Origin of the sequence: Glutamicibacter protophormiae (assembly GCF_016894325.1) — a bacterium.
Taxonomy (GTDB): domain Bacteria; phylum Actinomycetota; class Actinomycetes; order Actinomycetales; family Micrococcaceae; genus Glutamicibacter; species Glutamicibacter protophormiae.
Window position 1 is genome coordinate 2,326,412 of sequence record NZ_CP069806.1, and the last position, 17,250, is coordinate 2,343,661.

General features: G+C 62.8%; 14 protein-coding genes. 2 read left to right on the plus strand and 12 right to left on the minus strand.

Annotation, left to right across the window (positions count from 1 at the left end; all coding sequences use genetic code 11):
* Window positions 1-38 precede the first annotated feature (38 nt).
* From JQN66_RS10835 to dinB, 11 genes are all read right to left on the minus strand, one after another.
* Window positions 39-1,325 carry an FtsW/RodA/SpoVE family cell cycle protein gene (locus JQN66_RS10835; RefSeq protein ID WP_239463987.1) on the minus strand — a complete coding sequence of 429 codons (1,287 nt, stop codon included), beginning with the start codon at window positions 1,323-1,325 and terminating at the stop codon, window positions 39-41.
* A gap of 55 nt (window positions 1,326-1,380) precedes the next feature.
* Complete coding sequence (murD, locus tag JQN66_RS10840) at window positions 1,381-2,937, minus strand: UDP-N-acetylmuramoyl-L-alanine--D-glutamate ligase (RefSeq protein ID WP_204674914.1); 1,557 nt, start codon at window positions 2,935-2,937, stop codon at window positions 1,381-1,383.
* The gene (mraY, locus tag JQN66_RS10845; RefSeq protein ID WP_188946673.1) at window positions 2,919-4,022 is read right to left on the minus strand and encodes a phospho-N-acetylmuramoyl-pentapeptide-transferase; all 1,104 of its coding nucleotides are present in this window, start codon (window positions 4,020-4,022) and stop codon (window positions 2,919-2,921) included. The genes murD and mraY overlap by 19 nt, the downstream gene beginning before the upstream one ends.
* A complete protein-coding gene (locus tag JQN66_RS10850; protein WP_204674916.1) occupies window positions 4,019-5,476 on the minus strand; it encodes a UDP-N-acetylmuramoyl-tripeptide--D-alanyl-D-alanine ligase in 1,458 nt (485 codons plus the stop codon). Before JQN66_RS10850 ends, mraY begins: the two co-directional genes overlap by 4 nt.
* 50 nt (window positions 5,477-5,526) lie before the next feature.
* Entirely contained in the window at window positions 5,527-7,119 is a 1,593-nt protein-coding gene (locus JQN66_RS10855) for a UDP-N-acetylmuramoyl-L-alanyl-D-glutamate--2,6-diaminopimelate ligase (RefSeq protein ID WP_204674918.1), read from the minus strand.
* Window positions 7,113-8,927, minus strand: a complete 1,815-nt coding sequence (locus JQN66_RS10860) for a peptidoglycan D,D-transpeptidase FtsI family protein (RefSeq protein ID WP_229777209.1) — start codon at window positions 8,925-8,927, stop codon at window positions 7,113-7,115. Before JQN66_RS10860 ends, JQN66_RS10855 begins: the two co-directional genes overlap by 7 nt.
* A 76-nt stretch (window positions 8,928-9,003) precedes the next feature.
* A complete protein-coding gene (gene ftsL, locus JQN66_RS10865; RefSeq protein ID WP_204674920.1) occupies window positions 9,004-9,723 on the minus strand; it encodes a cell division protein FtsL in 720 nt (239 codons plus the stop codon).
* 43 nt (window positions 9,724-9,766) lie between these two features.
* Window positions 9,767-10,759, minus strand: coding sequence for a 16S rRNA (cytosine(1402)-N(4))-methyltransferase RsmH (gene rsmH, locus JQN66_RS10870; RefSeq protein ID WP_204674922.1), 993 nt, complete (start codon window positions 10,757-10,759; stop codon window positions 9,767-9,769).
* 172 nt (window positions 10,760-10,931) lie between these two features.
* Complete coding sequence (gene mraZ / locus JQN66_RS10875) at window positions 10,932-11,345, minus strand: division/cell wall cluster transcriptional repressor MraZ (protein WP_047119495.1); 414 nt, start codon at window positions 11,343-11,345, stop codon at window positions 10,932-10,934.
* Between the two features lie 490 nt (window positions 11,346-11,835).
* The gene (locus tag JQN66_RS10880; RefSeq protein ID WP_188946668.1) at window positions 11,836-12,219 is read right to left on the minus strand and encodes a DUF3040 domain-containing protein; all 384 of its coding nucleotides are present in this window, start codon (window positions 12,217-12,219) and stop codon (window positions 11,836-11,838) included.
* Window positions 12,220-12,401: 182 nt separating this feature from the next.
* Complete coding sequence (gene dinB, locus JQN66_RS10885; RefSeq protein WP_204674924.1) at window positions 12,402-13,577, minus strand: DNA polymerase IV; 1,176 nt, start codon at window positions 13,575-13,577, stop codon at window positions 12,402-12,404.
* 159 nt (window positions 13,578-13,736) lie between these two features.
* Here dinB and JQN66_RS10890 point away from each other — a divergent pair, with 159 nt between their 5' ends.
* Window positions 13,737-14,843: a polyprenyl synthetase family protein gene (locus JQN66_RS10890; protein WP_204674926.1), complete on the plus strand. Its 1,107-nt coding sequence runs from the start codon at window positions 13,737-13,739 to the stop codon at window positions 14,841-14,843.
* Between the two features lie 96 nt (window positions 14,844-14,939).
* Here JQN66_RS10890 and JQN66_RS10895 read toward each other — a convergent pair whose 3' ends face one another.
* Window positions 14,940-15,293 carry an Rv2175c family DNA-binding protein gene (locus JQN66_RS10895; RefSeq protein WP_204674928.1) on the minus strand — a complete coding sequence of 118 codons (354 nt, stop codon included), beginning with the start codon at window positions 15,291-15,293 and terminating at the stop codon, window positions 14,940-14,942.
* Window positions 15,294-15,498: 205 nt separating this feature from the next.
* Between JQN66_RS10895 and JQN66_RS10900 the strand changes: the two genes are divergently transcribed.
* Entirely contained in the window at window positions 15,499-17,235 is a 1,737-nt protein-coding gene (locus tag JQN66_RS10900) for a lytic transglycosylase domain-containing protein (protein ID WP_204674930.1), read from the plus strand.
* The last annotated feature ends 15 nt before the right edge of the window (window positions 17,236-17,250 follow it).

Sequence of the window (17,250 nt, forward strand, 5' to 3'; positions counted from 1 at the left end):
TGGTTCGCGCGGCGGGATCCGGACGCCGGGCGACGGGTTCAGTCCTTGGGCTTGGTCGTCGGCTTCGCGGTAGGCAGGACGGCGACCAGCTGGTCCTTCTTCTGCTGCCGTGCCGAGGAAAGCACGAAGCCCATGGCCAGCATGACCGCGAGCATCGCCGAACCGCCGGAGGAGATGAAGGGCAGCGGCACGCCGATGACCGGCAGCACGCCGGTGACGGTGCCCAGGTTCACGAAGGTCTGGCCGATGATCCAGGACATCAGGCAGCCCATGAGCACGCGGGTGTAGAGGTCGCTGGCGCGCATGGCGATGCGGTACATGGCCAGGGCGAGGATGGCGAACAGCGCGAGCACGAAGATCACGCCGATGAAGCCGAATTCCTCGCCGAGGATGGAGAAGATGAAGTCGTTCTGCGCTTCGGGAACATAGGACCACTTCATCCGGGACTGGCCGGGACCGACCCCGAACCATCCCCCCGAAGCGAAGGCGTGCATACCCATGTTCGACTGGTAGCACTGGTCTCCGCTGCCGCAGTCGATGCCCAGCCACGCCTTGATGCGTCCGCGGCGGTTGGCCGAGGACATCACGGCGACGGACAGCAGCACGAACCCGGCGGCGCCCAGGCCCAGCAGCCATTTCATGCGCAGGCCGCCCAGGAACATCGCGGTGGCCAGGATCATGATGAGTACCAGGGCGGTGCCCACGTCCTTGCCGAGCATGACCAGGAAAAGGATGGCGACGCCGACCGGAGCCAGGATCGGGATCACCAGATGCTTGACGTCGCTCAGCAGGTGCTGCTGCTTCTTCTCCAGCATGAAGGCGGAGAACACCGCCAGCGCGAGCTTGGCGAATTCGCTGGGCTGCAGGCCGATGGTGGAGGTGATCTTGATCCAGTTGCGGTTGCCGAGGACTTCATGGCCCAGCGGGGTGAACGCGACAAGGCCCAGCAGGATCACTGCCGCCCACACCGCCGGCCACGCAAGGCGTTTCAGCTTGGACGGGTGGATGAACTGCATGACCAGCATGCAGACGATGCCGACCCCCGCGAAAAGCGCCTGGGACAAGGCCACGGTGAAACCGTTGCGGCCCGCCGCGATCGCCTCGACCGAGGCGGAGGACTGCACCATGATGACGCCGAACACCGACAGGAAGATGGAGGTTACCAGTACCAGCCAGTAGTCGGTGGAGGCCAGGCGTGCGCTGGCCTTTTCGACCCCGCTGAAGATCCCGCCCTGCGGGCGCAGGCCGGGCTTCTTGCCGGAGGCAGCGGCCTTCCCGGTCTCGGCCTTGGCGCCCTGCGGCTGCTTGCGCTCCTTGGTCACCACCAATGCCCCCGTCTGTTGTTGCTTTCCGGCCCGCGCCGGATTCTCTTGCGTGCTGTTAGTCGTTGGAGTTCTGATCCGTGGAATCACTATCCATCAGATCACTGACCGCGCTGATAAAGGCGTTGCCACGCTGGGCATAGGAGCTGAACTGGTCCATGGACGCGGCGGCCGGAGCCATCAGCACGGTGTCGCCCGGCTGGGCCAGCTTCCCCGCGGTGTACACCGCGCGCGTCATGACCTGGGCCCCGCTGGGCAGGGTGCCGGTTTCGGCGTGCACCGCGGCGGTGATGTCGATGACCTCGACCTCCGGAGCGTGCTCGGCCAGCGCTTCGCGCAGGCCCTGGATGTCCGTGCCGATCAGCAGCACGGTGCGCAGCCGGGCCGCGTGCTTGGCCACCAGCGTGTTGTAGTCCACGCCCTTGGACAGGCCGCCGGCGATCCAGACGACCTTGGTGAAGGCCGCCAGCGAGGCATCGGCTGCGTGCGGGTTGGTGGCCTTGGAGTCGTTGATCCACAGGATATCGCCACGGCGGGCGACGGCCTGGATGCGGTGCGCGCCGGCGTCGAAGCCACTCAGCCCGCGGTTCACTGCTTCCGGCTGAACGCCGAAGGCGCGGGTCAGCGCCGCGGCGGCCGCGGCGTTGGCAGCGGTGTGGCGCGGGACGATCTCCCCGATGTCCTTCAGCGCGATCAACTCCACCGCGTTGGTGCGGCGGTCCTCGATGAAGGCGCGGTCCACCAGCAGGTCCTCGACCACGCCGACCATGGACACCGCCGGGGTGTTGGTGGTGAAGCCGATGGCGCGGCAGCCCTCGATGACCTCCGCGTTCTCAACCATGTCCAGGGTGACTTCGTCGGCGGCGTTGAAGATCGCGGCGGTCTGCGTGCGCTCGTAGATCTTGGCCTTGTCGGCCTTGTAGTTCTCGAACCCGTCATGCCAGTCCACGTGGTCTTCGGCGATGTTCAGCACCACGGAGGCGACCGGGGAAATGCTGTGGGTGTAGTGCAGCTGGAAGCTGGACAGCTCCACGGCGAAGGCGTCGTAGTCGACCGGCTCGCGCACGGCGTCCAAGATCGGGGTGCCGACGTTGCCCACGGCGATGGCCTTCAGGCCGGCGGCCTGGAGGATCGCCTCGGTCATGCCCACGGTGGTGGTTTTGCCGTTGGTGCCGGTGATGGCCAGCCACTTCGGCGCGGTGCGTCCCTCGCGGTTCTGCACGCGCCAGGCCAGCTCGATGTCGCTCCAGACCGGGATGCCGGCCTCGGCGGCTTCGGCGATGACCGGGTGGCGCGGGTTCCAGCCCGGCGAGGCGAGCACCAGCTGCGGCTGCTGATCGTTCACCTGCGGGAGGTGCTTGACGTGCTCGGACCCCAGCAGCACCTGGTGGGCGCCGACGATCATCAGGGTTTCCCCGCGCTGCCGGTTCAGCTCGTCGTCGCGCCCGTCCAGGACGGTCACGACCGCGCCGAGCTCAATCAGCGTGTCGGCGGCGGAGAAGCCGGACAGGCCCAGGCCCGCCACGACCACGCGCAGGCCCTTCCAGTTCGAATCCCAGCTGGTTAGTTCGGCCAGATCGGCATTGGCGTTTGCGCTCACAGTGCGACAACCCATTCGGAGTAGAAGATGCCCAGACCCGCGGCCACGAACAGGCCTGCCAGGATCCAGAAGCGGATGACGACGTTTTCCTCGGACCAGCCCGACAGTTCGAAGTGGTGCTGCAGCGGAGCCATCTTGAAGACGCGCTTGCCGCCGGAGAGCTTGAAGTAGCCCACCTGGATGATGACCGACAGCGAGATGACCACGAACAGGCCGGCGATGACAACCAGCAGCAGCTGGGTGCGGGAGAGGATGGCGAAGGCAGCCACGGCGCCGCCGATGGCCAGCGAGCCGGTGTCGCCCATGAAGATCTTGGCAGGCTTGGCGTTGAACCACAGGAAGCCGATCAGCGCACCGGAGAGGATGGCGCCGAGCATGGCCAGGTCCTGCGGGTCGCGCACCGAATAGCACACGTCCAGCGCGTTCACGTTGCTGCAGGCCTGGTTCTGCTGCCAGATGCCCATCAGCGTGTAGGCCCCGAAAACCATGATGGAGGCGCCGGTGGCCAGGCCGTCCAGGCCGTCGGTGAGGTTCACGCCGTTGGTGGTGCCGGTGACGATCAGGTTCGACCAGAGCACGAACAGGATCAGGCCGAGCATCGGGCCGGCGAAGGCCAGGTCGATGTTGGTGTCGCGCAGGAAGGAAATCGCGGTGGATGCGGGGGTCAGCCCGTCGGCATTGGGGTACTGCAGCGCCAGCACGGCGAAGCTGATGCCCACCACGGCCTGCAGCACGATCTTCTGCCAGGCCCGCAGGCCCAGGGAACGCTTCTTGAAGATCTTGATGAAGTCGTCCAGGAAGCCCACCAGCCCCATGCCGCCGAACAGCAGCAGCACCAGCAGGCCGCTGGCGGTGATGCCGGCGCTGGCCCGACCCATCATGCCCAGGATGGCGTGGGTCAGGAAGTAGGCGATGAACACCGCGAGCACGAAGACCACGCCGCCCATGGTGGGCGTTCCGGACTTCACCGCGTGGGACATCGGCCCGTCGTCGCGGACCACCTGGCCGTACTGCTTCTTGGTGAGCAGCTTGATGTACAGCGGCATGAACACCACGGTCAAGAGCAGCGCAATGCCCGCTCCTACGATTAATGCGATCATGCGTTCTCGCCTTCCTTCACGAATGCTGCAATGTCATCACCCAGGTGGCGCAGTCCGGCGCCGTGGGAGGACTTGAACAAGACGATGTCCCCCGGCTCCAGCTGCTCCTGCAGCAGGGTGCGGGCCTCGTCCACGTTTTCCACGAAGAACGCCTCGTCGCCCCAGCTGCCTTCCAGCACCGCGGAGTTGTAGGCGGCCTTCGCGCCGCGGCCGACGACCACGAGCTTCTTGATGTTCATCCGCACCGCCATCCGGCCCAGCAGGTCGTGCTGGTGGATGGACTCCTCGCCCAGCTCCAGCATTTCCCCGAGCACCGCCCAGGTGCGCCGTGCCGGGGCGTTGTCGCCCGGCAGGCCCAGCTCGGCCAGTGTCACCAGCGCCGCGCGCATGGATTCCGGGTTCGCGTTGTAGGCGTCGTTGATGATGCTCACGCCGTCCGCGCGCTCGATGCGCTCCATGCGCCAGCGGCTGCCGGCCGTGCGGCCGTGCAGCACGCGGGCAATCAGTTCGGGGTCGATGCCCAGGGCGCAGGCGGCGTTGGCCGCAGCCAGGATGTTCGACACGTGGTGGCGGCCGAGCAGGCCGGAGGTGATGCGTCGGGAATACCCGTCGGGGAACTGCAGGGTCAGTTCCGGCTGGCCCTGGGAGTTGACTTCCACGTCGGTCGCCCACACCCCTGCGCCCTCCACCGGGTTGCCCCCGGTGCCGAAGAAGCGCACCGCTCCCCCGGAACGCGAGGCCATGCGCGCCACGCGCGGGTCCTCGGCGTTCAGGATGGCGATCCCGTCGGCGTCCAGCGCCTCGACCAGTTCGCCCTTGGCCTTCTCGATGTTCTCCACGCCGCCGAACTCGCCGGCATGCGCGGTGCCCACGCACAGCACCACGCCGATCTTCGGGTGGACCATGTCGGTGAGGTAGGTCAGGTGCCCGATGCCGGTGGCGCCCATCTCGATCACGAAGTACTTGGTGTCCTCGGTGGCGTTGAAGACGGTCAGCGGGACACCGACCTCGCCGTTGTAGGAGCCGATCGGAGACACGGTCGGGGCGACCTCGGAGAGGATGGCCGCCAAGAGGTCCTTGGTGGTGGTTTTGCCGGCCGAGCCGGTGATCCCCACGACCACCGCGTCGTTCTTCTGCTTTAGGTAAGCGACGATGTGCGCCGCGATCTTGCCCATGGCTTCCACGGCATCCGGGACGATGACCGCCGGGTGCTCGCGGCGCTGCTCGTCGAGGGTGACGCGTTCAGCCAGCGCCAGCACCGCCCCGGAGGACAGTGCGGCGTCGATGAAGGCGTGGCCGTCGGAGAATTCTCCGGGCTTGGCTACAAATAGCGAGCCTTGTACGACATCGCGGGAATCGGTGGTCGCCGAGGTCACCACCGTGTCGGGGGCGGCGGTATTCGTCGCTTTCCCTCCGGTGATGCTCAGCAGGTCGGTCAAAGACAGTTCAATCATGGCATTAAGGACTTTACACTCGGGCGATGACGTTGATGGACAGGGGCGTGCTAGGCAATGGTCACAAAACCATGAAGTTTCAGGGCATTGGCCAGTTCCACCCGGTCGTCGAGCTCCACGTCCATTCCCGCGACGTCTTGGCTGACTTCGTGTCCTCGGCCGGCCACGAGGATCGCGTCGTTGACACCCGCCAAACTCACAGCAAACTCCACGGCTTTGGCGCGTGGCGCGATGTTGTGCAGCTGAACTTCGGGACGCTCGGCCTGGATGGCGCGGGCGGCTCCGGCGGCCACCTGCTCGCGGATCGGGGCAGGATCCTCCCCGTGCGGGTCGTCGTCGGTGACGATCACGATGTCCGCGTGGCGTGCAGCCACCGCGCCCATGTCCGGGCGCTTGGTGGTGTCGCGGTCGCCGGTGGCGCCGAAAACGATGATGCGCCGTCCTCCGGGGCCGGGGCGCACCGAATCCAGGGCCTTGGCCAGCGCGTCCGAATTGTGTGCGAAGTCCACCACCGCCACCGGCGACTCGCCGACCACCTGCATGCGCCCCGGCACCGCAACCGACAGCGGGTCGCTGGCGTCCAGCGCCTGCTGCAGCCTGGCCAGCGGCACGCCGCCGGCCAGCACCATCAGTGCGGCCAGCGCAGCGTTGGCGACGTTGAACATGCCAGGAAGCCCGGTGCGGGTTTCCAGGGTGCGACCGTCGCGGTGGGTGATGCGGAAACTGTGCCCCAGTCCCGAGTGCCGCAAGTCCTCCACGCGCCAGTCGGCGCCCGGGTGCGCGGGGTCCAGGCTCAGCGACTCGGTCGGAACCAGCGCGCGGTCGGCCAGCTGCTGGCCGTACTCGTCGTCGACCAGCACCACGGCTCGCTCGCTGCGCTCGGGGGTGAACAGCTGGGCCTTGGTCTCGAAGTAGTCCTGCATGGTGCCATGCAGGTCCAGGTGGTCCTGGGTGAGGTTGGTGTAGCCGGCGACGGCGAAGGACAGCGCGTCGACCCGTCCGTAGCTCAGCGAGTGGCTGGAGACTTCCATGGCCACCGCGGCGACCTGCTGTTCGGACATGCGGGCCAGCACCCCGTGCAGCTGGGTGGATTCCGGGGTGGTGAGTACGCTGGGGATGATCTGTCCGCGGGCTGACATCTCGATGGTGCCGACCAGCCCGGTTTCGGTGCCCAGCGCCTCAAGAATGGAGCGGATCATGAAGGTGGTGGTGGTCTTGCCGTTGGTGCCGGTCACGCCGAACAGCTCCGGGCAGCGGGTCGCGGTGCCGTAGATGCGCTGGGCCGCGGCGGCGGCGATGGATCGCACGTTCGAGACGGATGCCACCGGCAGCTCGAAGTCCGCGGGAAGATGGGCCAGGCCCTGGGCGTCGGTGATCAGCGCCAGTGCCCCGTTGGCCACCGCGGTGGCGGCGAATTCCGCCCCATGGCGGCGCGCGCCGGAGATCGCGAGGAAAACGTCCCCGGGCTGCACCACCTGCGGGTTCAGGCTGACACCTCGAATCAACGGGTTCGCGGCCGGGTTCAGCGCACCGCGCAGGGCGCCGACCGCCGTGCACAGTTGCTCGAAGCTGGTTTCCGCCACGGAGTGCGGACGCAAATGCTGTTCCAGCGCGCGCGGCGTGCCGGGTTCCTGGACTACCAAGGTTTCTTTTGTTCCTCACCTACAAAGACGTTATACGCCTCTGAATCGCTTGTGCTCGGGGGCACGTTGTACGTATTCAACGTATGGCTCATCACTTCGGTGAACGTATCCGCCACCGAGAAGTTCCGCCAGTTGCCCTGCGGCCGGTACATCGTGGCTACAACCACGTACTGCGGGTCGTCCAGCGGGGCGACGCCCGCGAAGGAGTACGTGTAGCCGTCGTAGCCCTTTGCACTGGCGGCCTGGCCGGTACCTGACTTACCGCCAACGCGGTAGCCCGGTATCTTCATTTTAGTACCGGTTCCCGACTCAACGACCGATTCCATGAGTTTGAGCATCTCGGATGCTGTTGAATCCTTCACAACCCGGGTTTCCTTGCGCTCGGCCGGCTCGGAGATGGATCCGTCCTCGTTGCGGTACCCGTCGATCAGGCTCGGCTGGATGCGCACGCCGCCGTTGGCCAGCGTCTGGAAAATCGACGCGGTGTGCAACGCGGTCTGCGAGTAGCCCTGGCCGAACATCGTGGTGTATTGCTGGCGGCGGTCCCAGGTTTCCGGGGCGGCCAGCTGGCCGGCGCTGGCGCCGTTCAGTCCGACGTCGATGGGGGTTCCCAGGCCGAAGGCGCGCATGTAGTCGTAGCGGGTCTGCTTGCTGACGGTATTGCCGACCATCACCGTGCCGGTGTTGTAGGAGCGGGCGAAGATGCCGGCCGCCGTCATGTCGTAGGTGGCGTGGGGTAGCGAGTCGTTGATGGTCTCCTTGGTGAACGTCTTCTTGTTCGGGACCGTGAATTCGTCCAGCGGCTTGACCTTGCCCTGGTCGATGGCCGCGGCGAAGATCGCCGCCTTGCCCGTGGAGCCCGGCTCGAAGGCGCGGGTGATGGAGACCGAGCGGCGGAATTCCGGTTCGGTGGCGCCCGGGTTGTTCGGGTCGAGTTCGGCCGAGTCGCCGATGGCCAGCAGCTTGCCGGTCTTGACCTCCTGCACGATGACGGTGGCCCACTCCGCATTGAACTGCTTCTGCTTGGCCTCCGCCGCGCGCTGGGCGACGTACTGGATGTCGTTGTCGATGCTGAGCATCACGTCCTGGCCGTTGACGGCCGGAGTCTCTTCCAGCTCGGTGGTCGGGATGCGCACGCCGTCGGCGCTGACCTCGAACTTGCGTTTGCCGGCGCTGCCGGCGAGATGCTCTTCTTGGCTGAGTTCCAGGCCTTCGGCGCCGACAACGCCCTTTTGGTCTTCGGAGTTGCGCACGAAGCCCAGCAGCGGACCGGCGATGACGCCCTGCGGGTACTGGCGTTCGCTGCGCAGCACCGAGTTCAGCCGCGGAATGCCGATTTCCATGACCTCGTTGCGGACCTCGGGGGTCACGCTCTTGGCGATCATGACGTAGCCCTTGGGCTTCGCGCCCTCCTGCGGGCGGATGGCCTTGGTCAGCTCGTCGACGTCCTGGTCGAGGACCACGGAGAGCTCCTTGATTGCCTGTTCCCAGGAAATGCGTTCGCGCGCGTTGGAGCCGTCCCGCACCTTGCGCCGGATGGTGTCCTTCTGGTCGCGCTGGTCCACAACAAGGTCGTAGCGGTCCACGGACACGGCGAGGATGTTGCCGTTCTTGTCCAGGATGGATCCGCGGGTGGGCGCGATGATCTCCTCGCGGTTGCGGGTGTCGGCCGCTTCCTTGGCCGCGGCCGCGGGATTGATGCCCTGCACCCAGAAGAGCCGACCGGCAATAATCACCAACAGCAAAATGGACAGCAGCAATACGAAGCGCATGCGCTTCTTCGCGGTGTCAGCGACGGTCGAACTCACGGTGAACCCAACTTTCCTTCATCGTGGATTTTTGACAGCCAACACGCCGCCCTGTCTCAAGCTTAGGAATCGAAACTTAGTCCGTCGGGGATTTCATGGTCGGCGCCGGAATCGTGCCGCCGTTGAGCTCGCTCTCGGTGAACACCGGGCGTCCGTCGTCCCCGACCTTGCGCTCGACCGTTTCAGTTTTGGTCCCAGCAGCAGCTGCCTGCTCGGGCTTTTCGGAAGCCTGCTTGCCAACCGTGGTTTCGGGCGCCGTGGACTTCGGCTTCTCCTCGGCCGCCTTGGCCTTCTTGCTGCCGTTGATGCTCTCGCCGGGCAGCGGCAGGGTGTCGTAATTCGTGGCGTTCTTGTCGCCCTTGACCGCTTCTTCAGCGGGCTGGGTGATCTTTCCCTCAGAGAGGTCGATCAGTCCGGGGGCACCCGGTGCAACGAGCCCGAGGTCGGCGGCCTTCCGGGCCAGTGCCTGCGGAGCAGAGAGCGACTGGGCGTCCTTGAGCAGCGTCTGGTTCTCCTGGGAGAGTGCACGCTCCTGGTTGCGCAGGGAGACGATGTCGTACTGACGCTGGGCCACGGACGTGTTCATCAAGACCAGGGTCACAACGACGGCGACGAACAGCATCACCATGGCCACCGACGTGACCACCATGGAGCGCTTGTTCGTCTCGTTGATCCGTGGAACCAACGAGAGAGTCACGCGTTGCGGCGTGTCGACGAACTTGAGATCGCTAGCGGAAACGGGCTCGGGGCGCACGGCGCGGGCAGTACTGCCGTCAACGACTGGCTGGGCAGTCATGGCTACGTTCTTTTGCACTCGGCGCTGGGCTCGTTGGCTCATACTAGCTCCTCTTAAGAACTCGTTCCACAGCCCGCAGGCGGGCTGAGGCGGCACGTGGATTTTCGGCGATTTCCGCTTCGCTGGGCTTTTCGGTCCCCTTGGTCAGGACCTTGAACTCAGGCTTGTGTTCCTCAAGCTCTACCGGGAAACCCGGAGGGGCCGAGGAAGTCGATCCCTGGACGAAGTGTCGTTTGGTGATCTTGTCTTCCAGCGAGTGGTAGCTCATGACCACCACTCTGCCTCCGACGTTCAGGGAGCTCATGGCAGCCGGTATGGCTCGCTCCAAAACGTCCAGTTCTTCGTTGACCGCAATACGCAGCGCCTGGAAGGTCCGTTTGGCAGGATGTCCGTGGTTGCGGGCCGCCGCAGCGGGGACAACTGTTCGGATGACCTCCACCAGCTGGGCGGTGGTTGTGATTCGGTCCTTGGCGCGTGCTTCGACAATTGCTGTCGAGATTCGACCGGCGAATTTCTCTTCGCCCCACTGGCGGATAATGCGCAGCAGTTCGTTTCGTTCAAGGTCGTTGACCAGGTCCTCGGCGGTCGGCCCGACTGAGGTATCCATGCGCATGTCCAGAGGAGCATCGTAGGAGTAGGCAAAACCGCGTTCGCGCTCATCAAGCTGGAGCGAGGAGACGCCGAGGTCGAACAGGACGCCGTCGACGCCCGGGAAACCGAGATCGGACACGACATCCGCGATTTCGTCGTAGACCGCGTGCACCAGGTCGATACGGTCCTGGAAGGGCCGCAGGCGAGCACCGGCCAGCTCATGCGCCTGCTCGTCACGGTCCAGGCCGATCAAGTGGAGGTTCTCGAACCGCTGGAGTATGGCCTCCGAATGACCACCCATGCCCAGGGTGCAGTCGACGACGATTGCCCGACGCCCTTCTGCATTGGCTCGTTCAATACCCGGAGCCAGCAGATTGACGCAACGATCCAGAAGTACCGGAACATGTCGTTCTGATGCTGGTCGTTGGGAATCCTGATTCGTCACTGCGCCCCCTTTCGCGTTCAAATCGGTGCTGAGATCAGATCCCCCTCCAACCGTTGACGGCGAGTCTTTCTGGCTCCGGGGAAGTGAAGCCAGAAGTTTTCGCCTTCAAGGTGGCTGGAGATCTCATCCCAGCTGCTTGGTTGACCTGATGGGCCGTCCTCCAAAAGGAGGGCTAATCCTCATCGGTCTCGGAAAATACTTCTTCCTGTTCCTGCAGGTACTGCTGCCATGCGGCGGAATCCCAGATTTCAATGCGATTACCCGCACCAATCACCGTTACCTCGCGGTCGAGGCCGCCATAAGTGCGAAGCACCTGCGGGATTGTGACTCGCCCCTGCTTGTCGGGAACTTCGTCAGATGCACCGGAGAGAAACACGCGGGCATAGTCCCTGGCCTTGCGAGACGTCAGGGAAGCCTGAGCTAGTTGCTCGTGTTGCTTCTCGAACTCTCGTTGGCTGAAGACGTAGATGCAGCGTTCCTGTCCCCGGGTCAAGACCAGCCCATAAGCTAACTCGTCACGGTATTTGGCAGGCAGAATCAGGCGCCCCTTTTCGTCGAGTCGCGGCGTGTAAGTTCCAAGGAACATGCACACCGCCTTTCTCCGCGAAGTGGTCAGAATCCCCGATTCCCTCTACTGCACTCCACTTTACTCCACAACCCTCCACTGTCAACGCAGCAAACAGGGTTTGCCGAAGGTTTAGACATAAAAAATAGCGTATTTCCGCGTATTCAGAGAAGAAAACGCGGTGGAGGTGCATGGGGCCTCTGGAACGCGAATTGGCGAAGGAGACCTGGCAAAGCGCCGAAAATGCCCGGGAATTCGGGATTTGGGCCCTTAGTGGTGGAATGTGGAGGGCGCTGGGGAGGGAAGTGGGGCCGGCGTTCCAGACCCTAAATTCGTTCCCTAGGAAGTTGGTGGGAATCGAGGATCCAGCCCATTGCCGCGAGTTGCCTCAACGGCGTGCTTGGTTCCCGCTGCACCGAGGTACCCGCTGTGCGCGGGCTGGGATTGAAAAGCGGCATTAAAAAAACAAAGAGGTGCAACCCTAGGGTTACACCTCTGTATACGATCGTCTCTAGCCGTCGGACTGGTCCCGCTTACGCTGGTTCCACTTCTCTTCAAGGCCGCTCATGAACTGAGAATTGCTCTTCGCATTCGATCCTGCGCGGGGCTTGGCACCCGGGCCGATTTTTCCTGCTGCCGACTTCTTCAACGCCAACATGACTCCACCGAACATCACCGCGAAACCAATGACACCAACAATGATGACCTGCTGGGAGATTCCGAAAATCAAACCGGCCAGTCCGAGAATGACCAAGAGGATGCCCAGCGCGATGTTGCGGGTTGAAAGCCGCCCCGTGCTTGATGGGGCTTTCATGTTGGAGGCAAAGCGACGGTCTTCGTGCAGCTGCTTTTCCAACTGCTCCAACAGACGCTGCTCGTGTTCCGATAGCGGCATCGCCTTCTCCTTCCAATGACTTTCAGACGGTCATGCACCGTCTATTGGTTCCAACGCTTCATGCCCGGAAAAAGTTCCCAGTCATAGTTCGAACCTACTTCAAGGATAGTCTCTTTTGTCTCCACCCTGCTAGTTGATCTTCACCACTGTTAACTTAGGCATAGGTAGGGAAAACACGTCCTTTACTCCTTAGGGCGCAGAAAACGGGCAGGACCAGTCGACGACTTCGGGAATTTCTGGCTTATCAGATCCGCGATCCGCTCGGCTTCCCGAGTTTTTTCGTCCTTGGGGTCCAGGCTCAGCTGGATCCCCTGCGCCGAGTCTTCGAGCCGTTCGGCCTTGACTCCGAGCAGCCGGATGGGCTGGGCTAACGGCCACAGATTCCGAAACAGGCTGATTGCCTCTGAGCTGATTGCCGACGACGAATCCGTCGCGGCGGCAAGGGTCTTGGAACGGTTGATCCCGCTGAAGTCCTGATACTTCAGCTTGATCCCCACACCGCGTGCCACCTTCTCCTGGGCTCGCAACCGCTGACCCACCCGGTGCCCGAGGCGCAGCAGCTCTCGTTCCAGGACGTCCTTGTCCCGGATATCGGTAGAAAAGGTATGTTCAGCCGATAGGCTCTTTTCCTCACGCACTGGCTGCACAGGACGGTTGTCTATGCCATGGGACAGCAGGCATAGTGCGCGGCCATGCTCGCCAAATCTCTGCACCAACCTCGACTCGGGTTCGGCCGCGAGCTGTGCCACCGTATCGATGCCCAAGGCATGAAGCTGCTCGGCAGTTCGTTTCCCCACGCCCCACATCTTGGTGACAGGCAGCTGATGCAGAAATTCCAAGGTGCGCTCCGGCGCAACCACGGTCATCCCGTTCGGCTTGGCATAGGTCGAGGCCAATTTCGCCACGAACTTGTTTCGGGCGATGCCAACACTGGCAGGCAACCCGAACTCGTTCTGGATGTGCGCCCTGATCTTCTGGCCAATGGCGACCGGTCCTCCGAGCATTCTCATGCTCCCGGTGACATCCAGGAAAGCCTCGTCGACGCTGACTTGTTCCACCTGCGGAGTAACCGTGTGGAGGTAGGCCATGATCCGCTCGGAGATCGCGCTGTATTTCCCGTGAACCGGCTCGACGATGTTCGCTTCGGGCATCAGGGCAATCGCCTGGCTCATCGGCATAGCCGAATGCACTCCCCTGGCCCGGCAGTCATAGGAGGCCGAGAGGACGACGCTGCGTCCGCCGGGGAAACCGACAATGACAGGTTCGCCGACGAGCTCGGGATGGTCGATCAGTTCCACGGAGACGAAAAAGGCATCCATATCCACGTGCAGGATCGCGCGATGCTCCTTGTCATTCATGACAGCTATATTAGTGCGCGCTCCCGACAGTGTGCTGGCAACCGAGCGACACGGCACTTCGCCTGCACCTGCCGAGACATATCCGGAAAAAATCCCCTATGGATTCCCGGTAGAGTTGATCCTAGCCATCTGCCCCTTCACGCGGAGAATTGATTTTGCATGTCGTTGCCTGAAACCGTCTCGCCCTTTGAGGCTGAAGTCCGAGAGCTGAGCCGGAGCTTTACGGACGCCGTTGCCACAAAGCTTGAAGACTTCCTTTCCGCCAAAAACGATGAAGTCTCGTCAATTACCACCAGTGCGGCGGAAATCGTCAACGCGATCCGGACCTTGACGCAGGGCGGCAAGCGGCTTCGCCCGTTGTTCGCGTACTGGGGCTTTTTGGGCGCTGGCGGCCCCAAGGATTCCGCAGATGTGATTCAGCTGGGCGCCGCGCTTGAGCTTTTCCAGGCAGCGGCATTGATCCATGATGACATCATCGACAATTCCGATACCCGTCGAGGACGCCCAAGCGTCCACAAGCATTTCGAGGCGCAGCATCAGTCGCTGGGCTTGTCCGGAAGCGCGGCGAACTACGGAATGGCTAGCGCCATCCTGACCGGCGATTTGTGCCTCTCCTTGAGCGAAGAGCTTTTTGCATCGATTCCCGGGGTCGACGCCGCAACACGCACCATCTTCAACCGCATGCGCACCCAGGTCATGGCCGGGCAATATCTCGATGTGCTCGAAGAGTCCGCCGGCCCCGCCTACGATCCGGCCGAAGCCGTAAAGCGCGCGCGCACCATCGTCCGCTACAAGTCGGCGAAGTATTCCACCGAGAACCCCGTTCTTCTCGGCGGCGCGCTTGCTCGGGGGAATGAAAGCCTGCTTGAGAGCTACAGCGCCTTCGCCCTGCCCTTGGGCGAGGCCTTCCAGCTTCGTGACGATGTCTTGGGCGTTTTCGGCGATCCCGAGATCACCGGCAAGCCTGCTGGTGACGACCTCCGCGAAGGAAAACGAACCGAACTCATCGCCCACGCGTTGCTGCTGACTTCTCCGGAAGAGCGGGACTTCATCCAGAACAGGCTCGGTGCTCCGGACCTCTCGGATGCCGAAGTGCAAAAGCTCAGCGAAATCCTGCAGGCCAGCGGCGCGTTGCAAGAAACCGAACGTAGCATCAGCGAACTGACCTCGCAGTCGCTACGGGCGTTGGACGCGATCGAGGCTCACTGCCTCGCACTGGCCGGAATGAAATTCCTCAGCGACGCGGTGACCAAGCGCAGCAAGTAGGCTTGCGGAACATCACGCATACATAACAATAGGTCTCGACTTTCCTTCCAAATGGAGGAACGTCGAGACCTATTGTTTATCTTAAACGGTGTCGCTCTACCAGGCCAGCGACTGCGCGCGACGGCGAATCTCGGTCTTACGGCCCGAGCGCAGCGCGTTCATTGGGGTTCCCGGAAGCGATTCGTCCTCGGTGAAGAGCCACTTGATGCTCTCTTCGTCAGAGTAGCCCGAGTCCTTGAGCACGGACAGCGTGCCCTTAAGGCTGTCGACCACCGCACCATCCTGAAGGAATTCTGCAGGAACCGAACGAACCTTGCGCTCGCCAATGCGCAGTGCCACAACTTCACGCTCGTCAAGCATGCGGTGCACTCGGCGAATATCAATGTCTAATTCTTCGGCCAGATCGGGCAGGGTCAGCCACTGGCCAACGAGTTCTTGAATTTCATTCACCCCTTAAGGTTCCCATAAATTGCGATTCACCGCAGAAACTTTGTTCAAACCAGTCACAGCTGTTTCCATGCGTCACACAAGTAGTGTAAATTTTCATGTATCACTTTGATAACAATTGCAACACAAACAACTCCTGAAGCAGCCGGTTCAGGTGCCCTTGTGACTGTTCGCGATTATCGCAACCGTACAAATGAGGAATGACTCTATGCCCCACAAAGCGAACCATGTCTCCACGCATGCGCTAGGTGTTGTCGCAGGTGCAGCGATCCCCGCTGCTGTCATCGGCAGCCTCGCCTTGGCCCCGGCTGCTTATGCAGCGCCTGCGGTATCGGTAAACACCCCAGGCTCGGCCGCAAAGTCGGTAACACCCGAAAACATCAAGATCGCCGAAGATCAGATCAAGGCACACCTGATTGCTTCCCGTGTTCCTTCCCTAGGTTTGCCAGCCAAGGCCAGCACCAAGGAGATCCAGATCCCGGCCGGCGCCAGCCTGTCCAGCATTGCGGTGGAGTACAAAACCACCGTTGCCAAGCTGAAGGACCTGAACAACCTCAAGAGCGACTTCATCGTTGCAGGCAAGACGTTGAAGGTCCCGGGCCACGGTTCGCCGTCAAAGTCTTCGAAGGCTTCAAGTTCTTCGGCTTCTTCGGCAACCGGCAGCTACACCGTCAAGTCCGGCGATACTCTTAGTGCCATTGCGGCCAAGCACAAGATGGGCCTGGCCGATCTGCTGAAGAAGAACGATATCTCCTCCAGCACCAAAATCTTCCCGGGCGACAAGATCAAGGTCAACGGCGGATCGACCGGCAGCTCCGGCAAGGGCTCTTCGTCGGGCAAGTCCTCCTCGAACAGCTCCGGATCCGCCAGCTACACCGTGCAAGCCGGTGACACCTTGGGCGGAATTGCCATCAAGCACAACATGAGCCTGTCGGCGCTCTTGAGCAAGAACGGCATCTCGGCCAGCAAGCCGATCTTCCCCGGTGACAAGCTCACCATCAACGGCTCCTCGAAGTCCTCCAGTTCCTCGGGCAAGTCCTCGTCGTCCTCGAAGACTTCCGGCGGCGCAAGCTACACCGTGACGTCCGGAGACACCCTCAGCGGCATCGCGGCCAAGAACGGCATGAAGCTGGGCACCCTGTTGAGCTTGAATGGAATTTCTGCTTCCAAGCCCATTTTCCCGGGCGACAAGATCAAGGTTTCGGGCAGCGCTTCATCGTCCTCGACTTCTACGTCGTCCTCCTCGTCCAAGCCGTCGGCGGGCTCTTCCAAGGCTTCGAGCTACTCGGTGAAGTCCGGAGACACACTCGGCGGCATTGCGGCCCAGCACGGCATGAAGCTCTCGGATCTGCTGGACAAGAACCCGCAGCTGAGCACCTCGACCCCGCTGCAGATCGGCGACAAGGTCAAGATCAGCGGATCTTCGGTATCCTCGACGTCGACCGGCGGCTCCAAGAAGAAGATCGGCAACACCTTCCTCGGTCGCACCTATGCCGACCATGTGGTCAGCAGCGCGAACGAGAACAAGGACTACCTCGACTCGGTCTCCGTGCCAAGCCGCAGCGAAATGCAGAGCATCATCGTGTCCACCGCCAACCGCATGGGCGTGGACCCAGCGCTGGCGCTGGCGCACTCCATGCAGGAGTCGGGCTTCAACATGCGCGCGGTATCCCCCGCGAACGCCTTGGGCGCCATGCAGGTGATCCCGAGCACCGGCGAGTGGATGTCCTCGCGCGTTGGCAAGAAGCTGAATCTGCTGGACCCGCAGGATAACGTGACCGCTGGCATTGCAGTCATCCGCTACAACCTTGACAACACCAGCAATCTGGATGATGCCATCGCTGCGTACTATCAGGGCCTTGGCGGCGTGAGGAAGTACGGCATGTACGATGACACTAAGCGTTACGTAGCCAGCGTGAAATCGCTGATGAAGCAGTACCGCTAAGCACTGTGCGAAGGG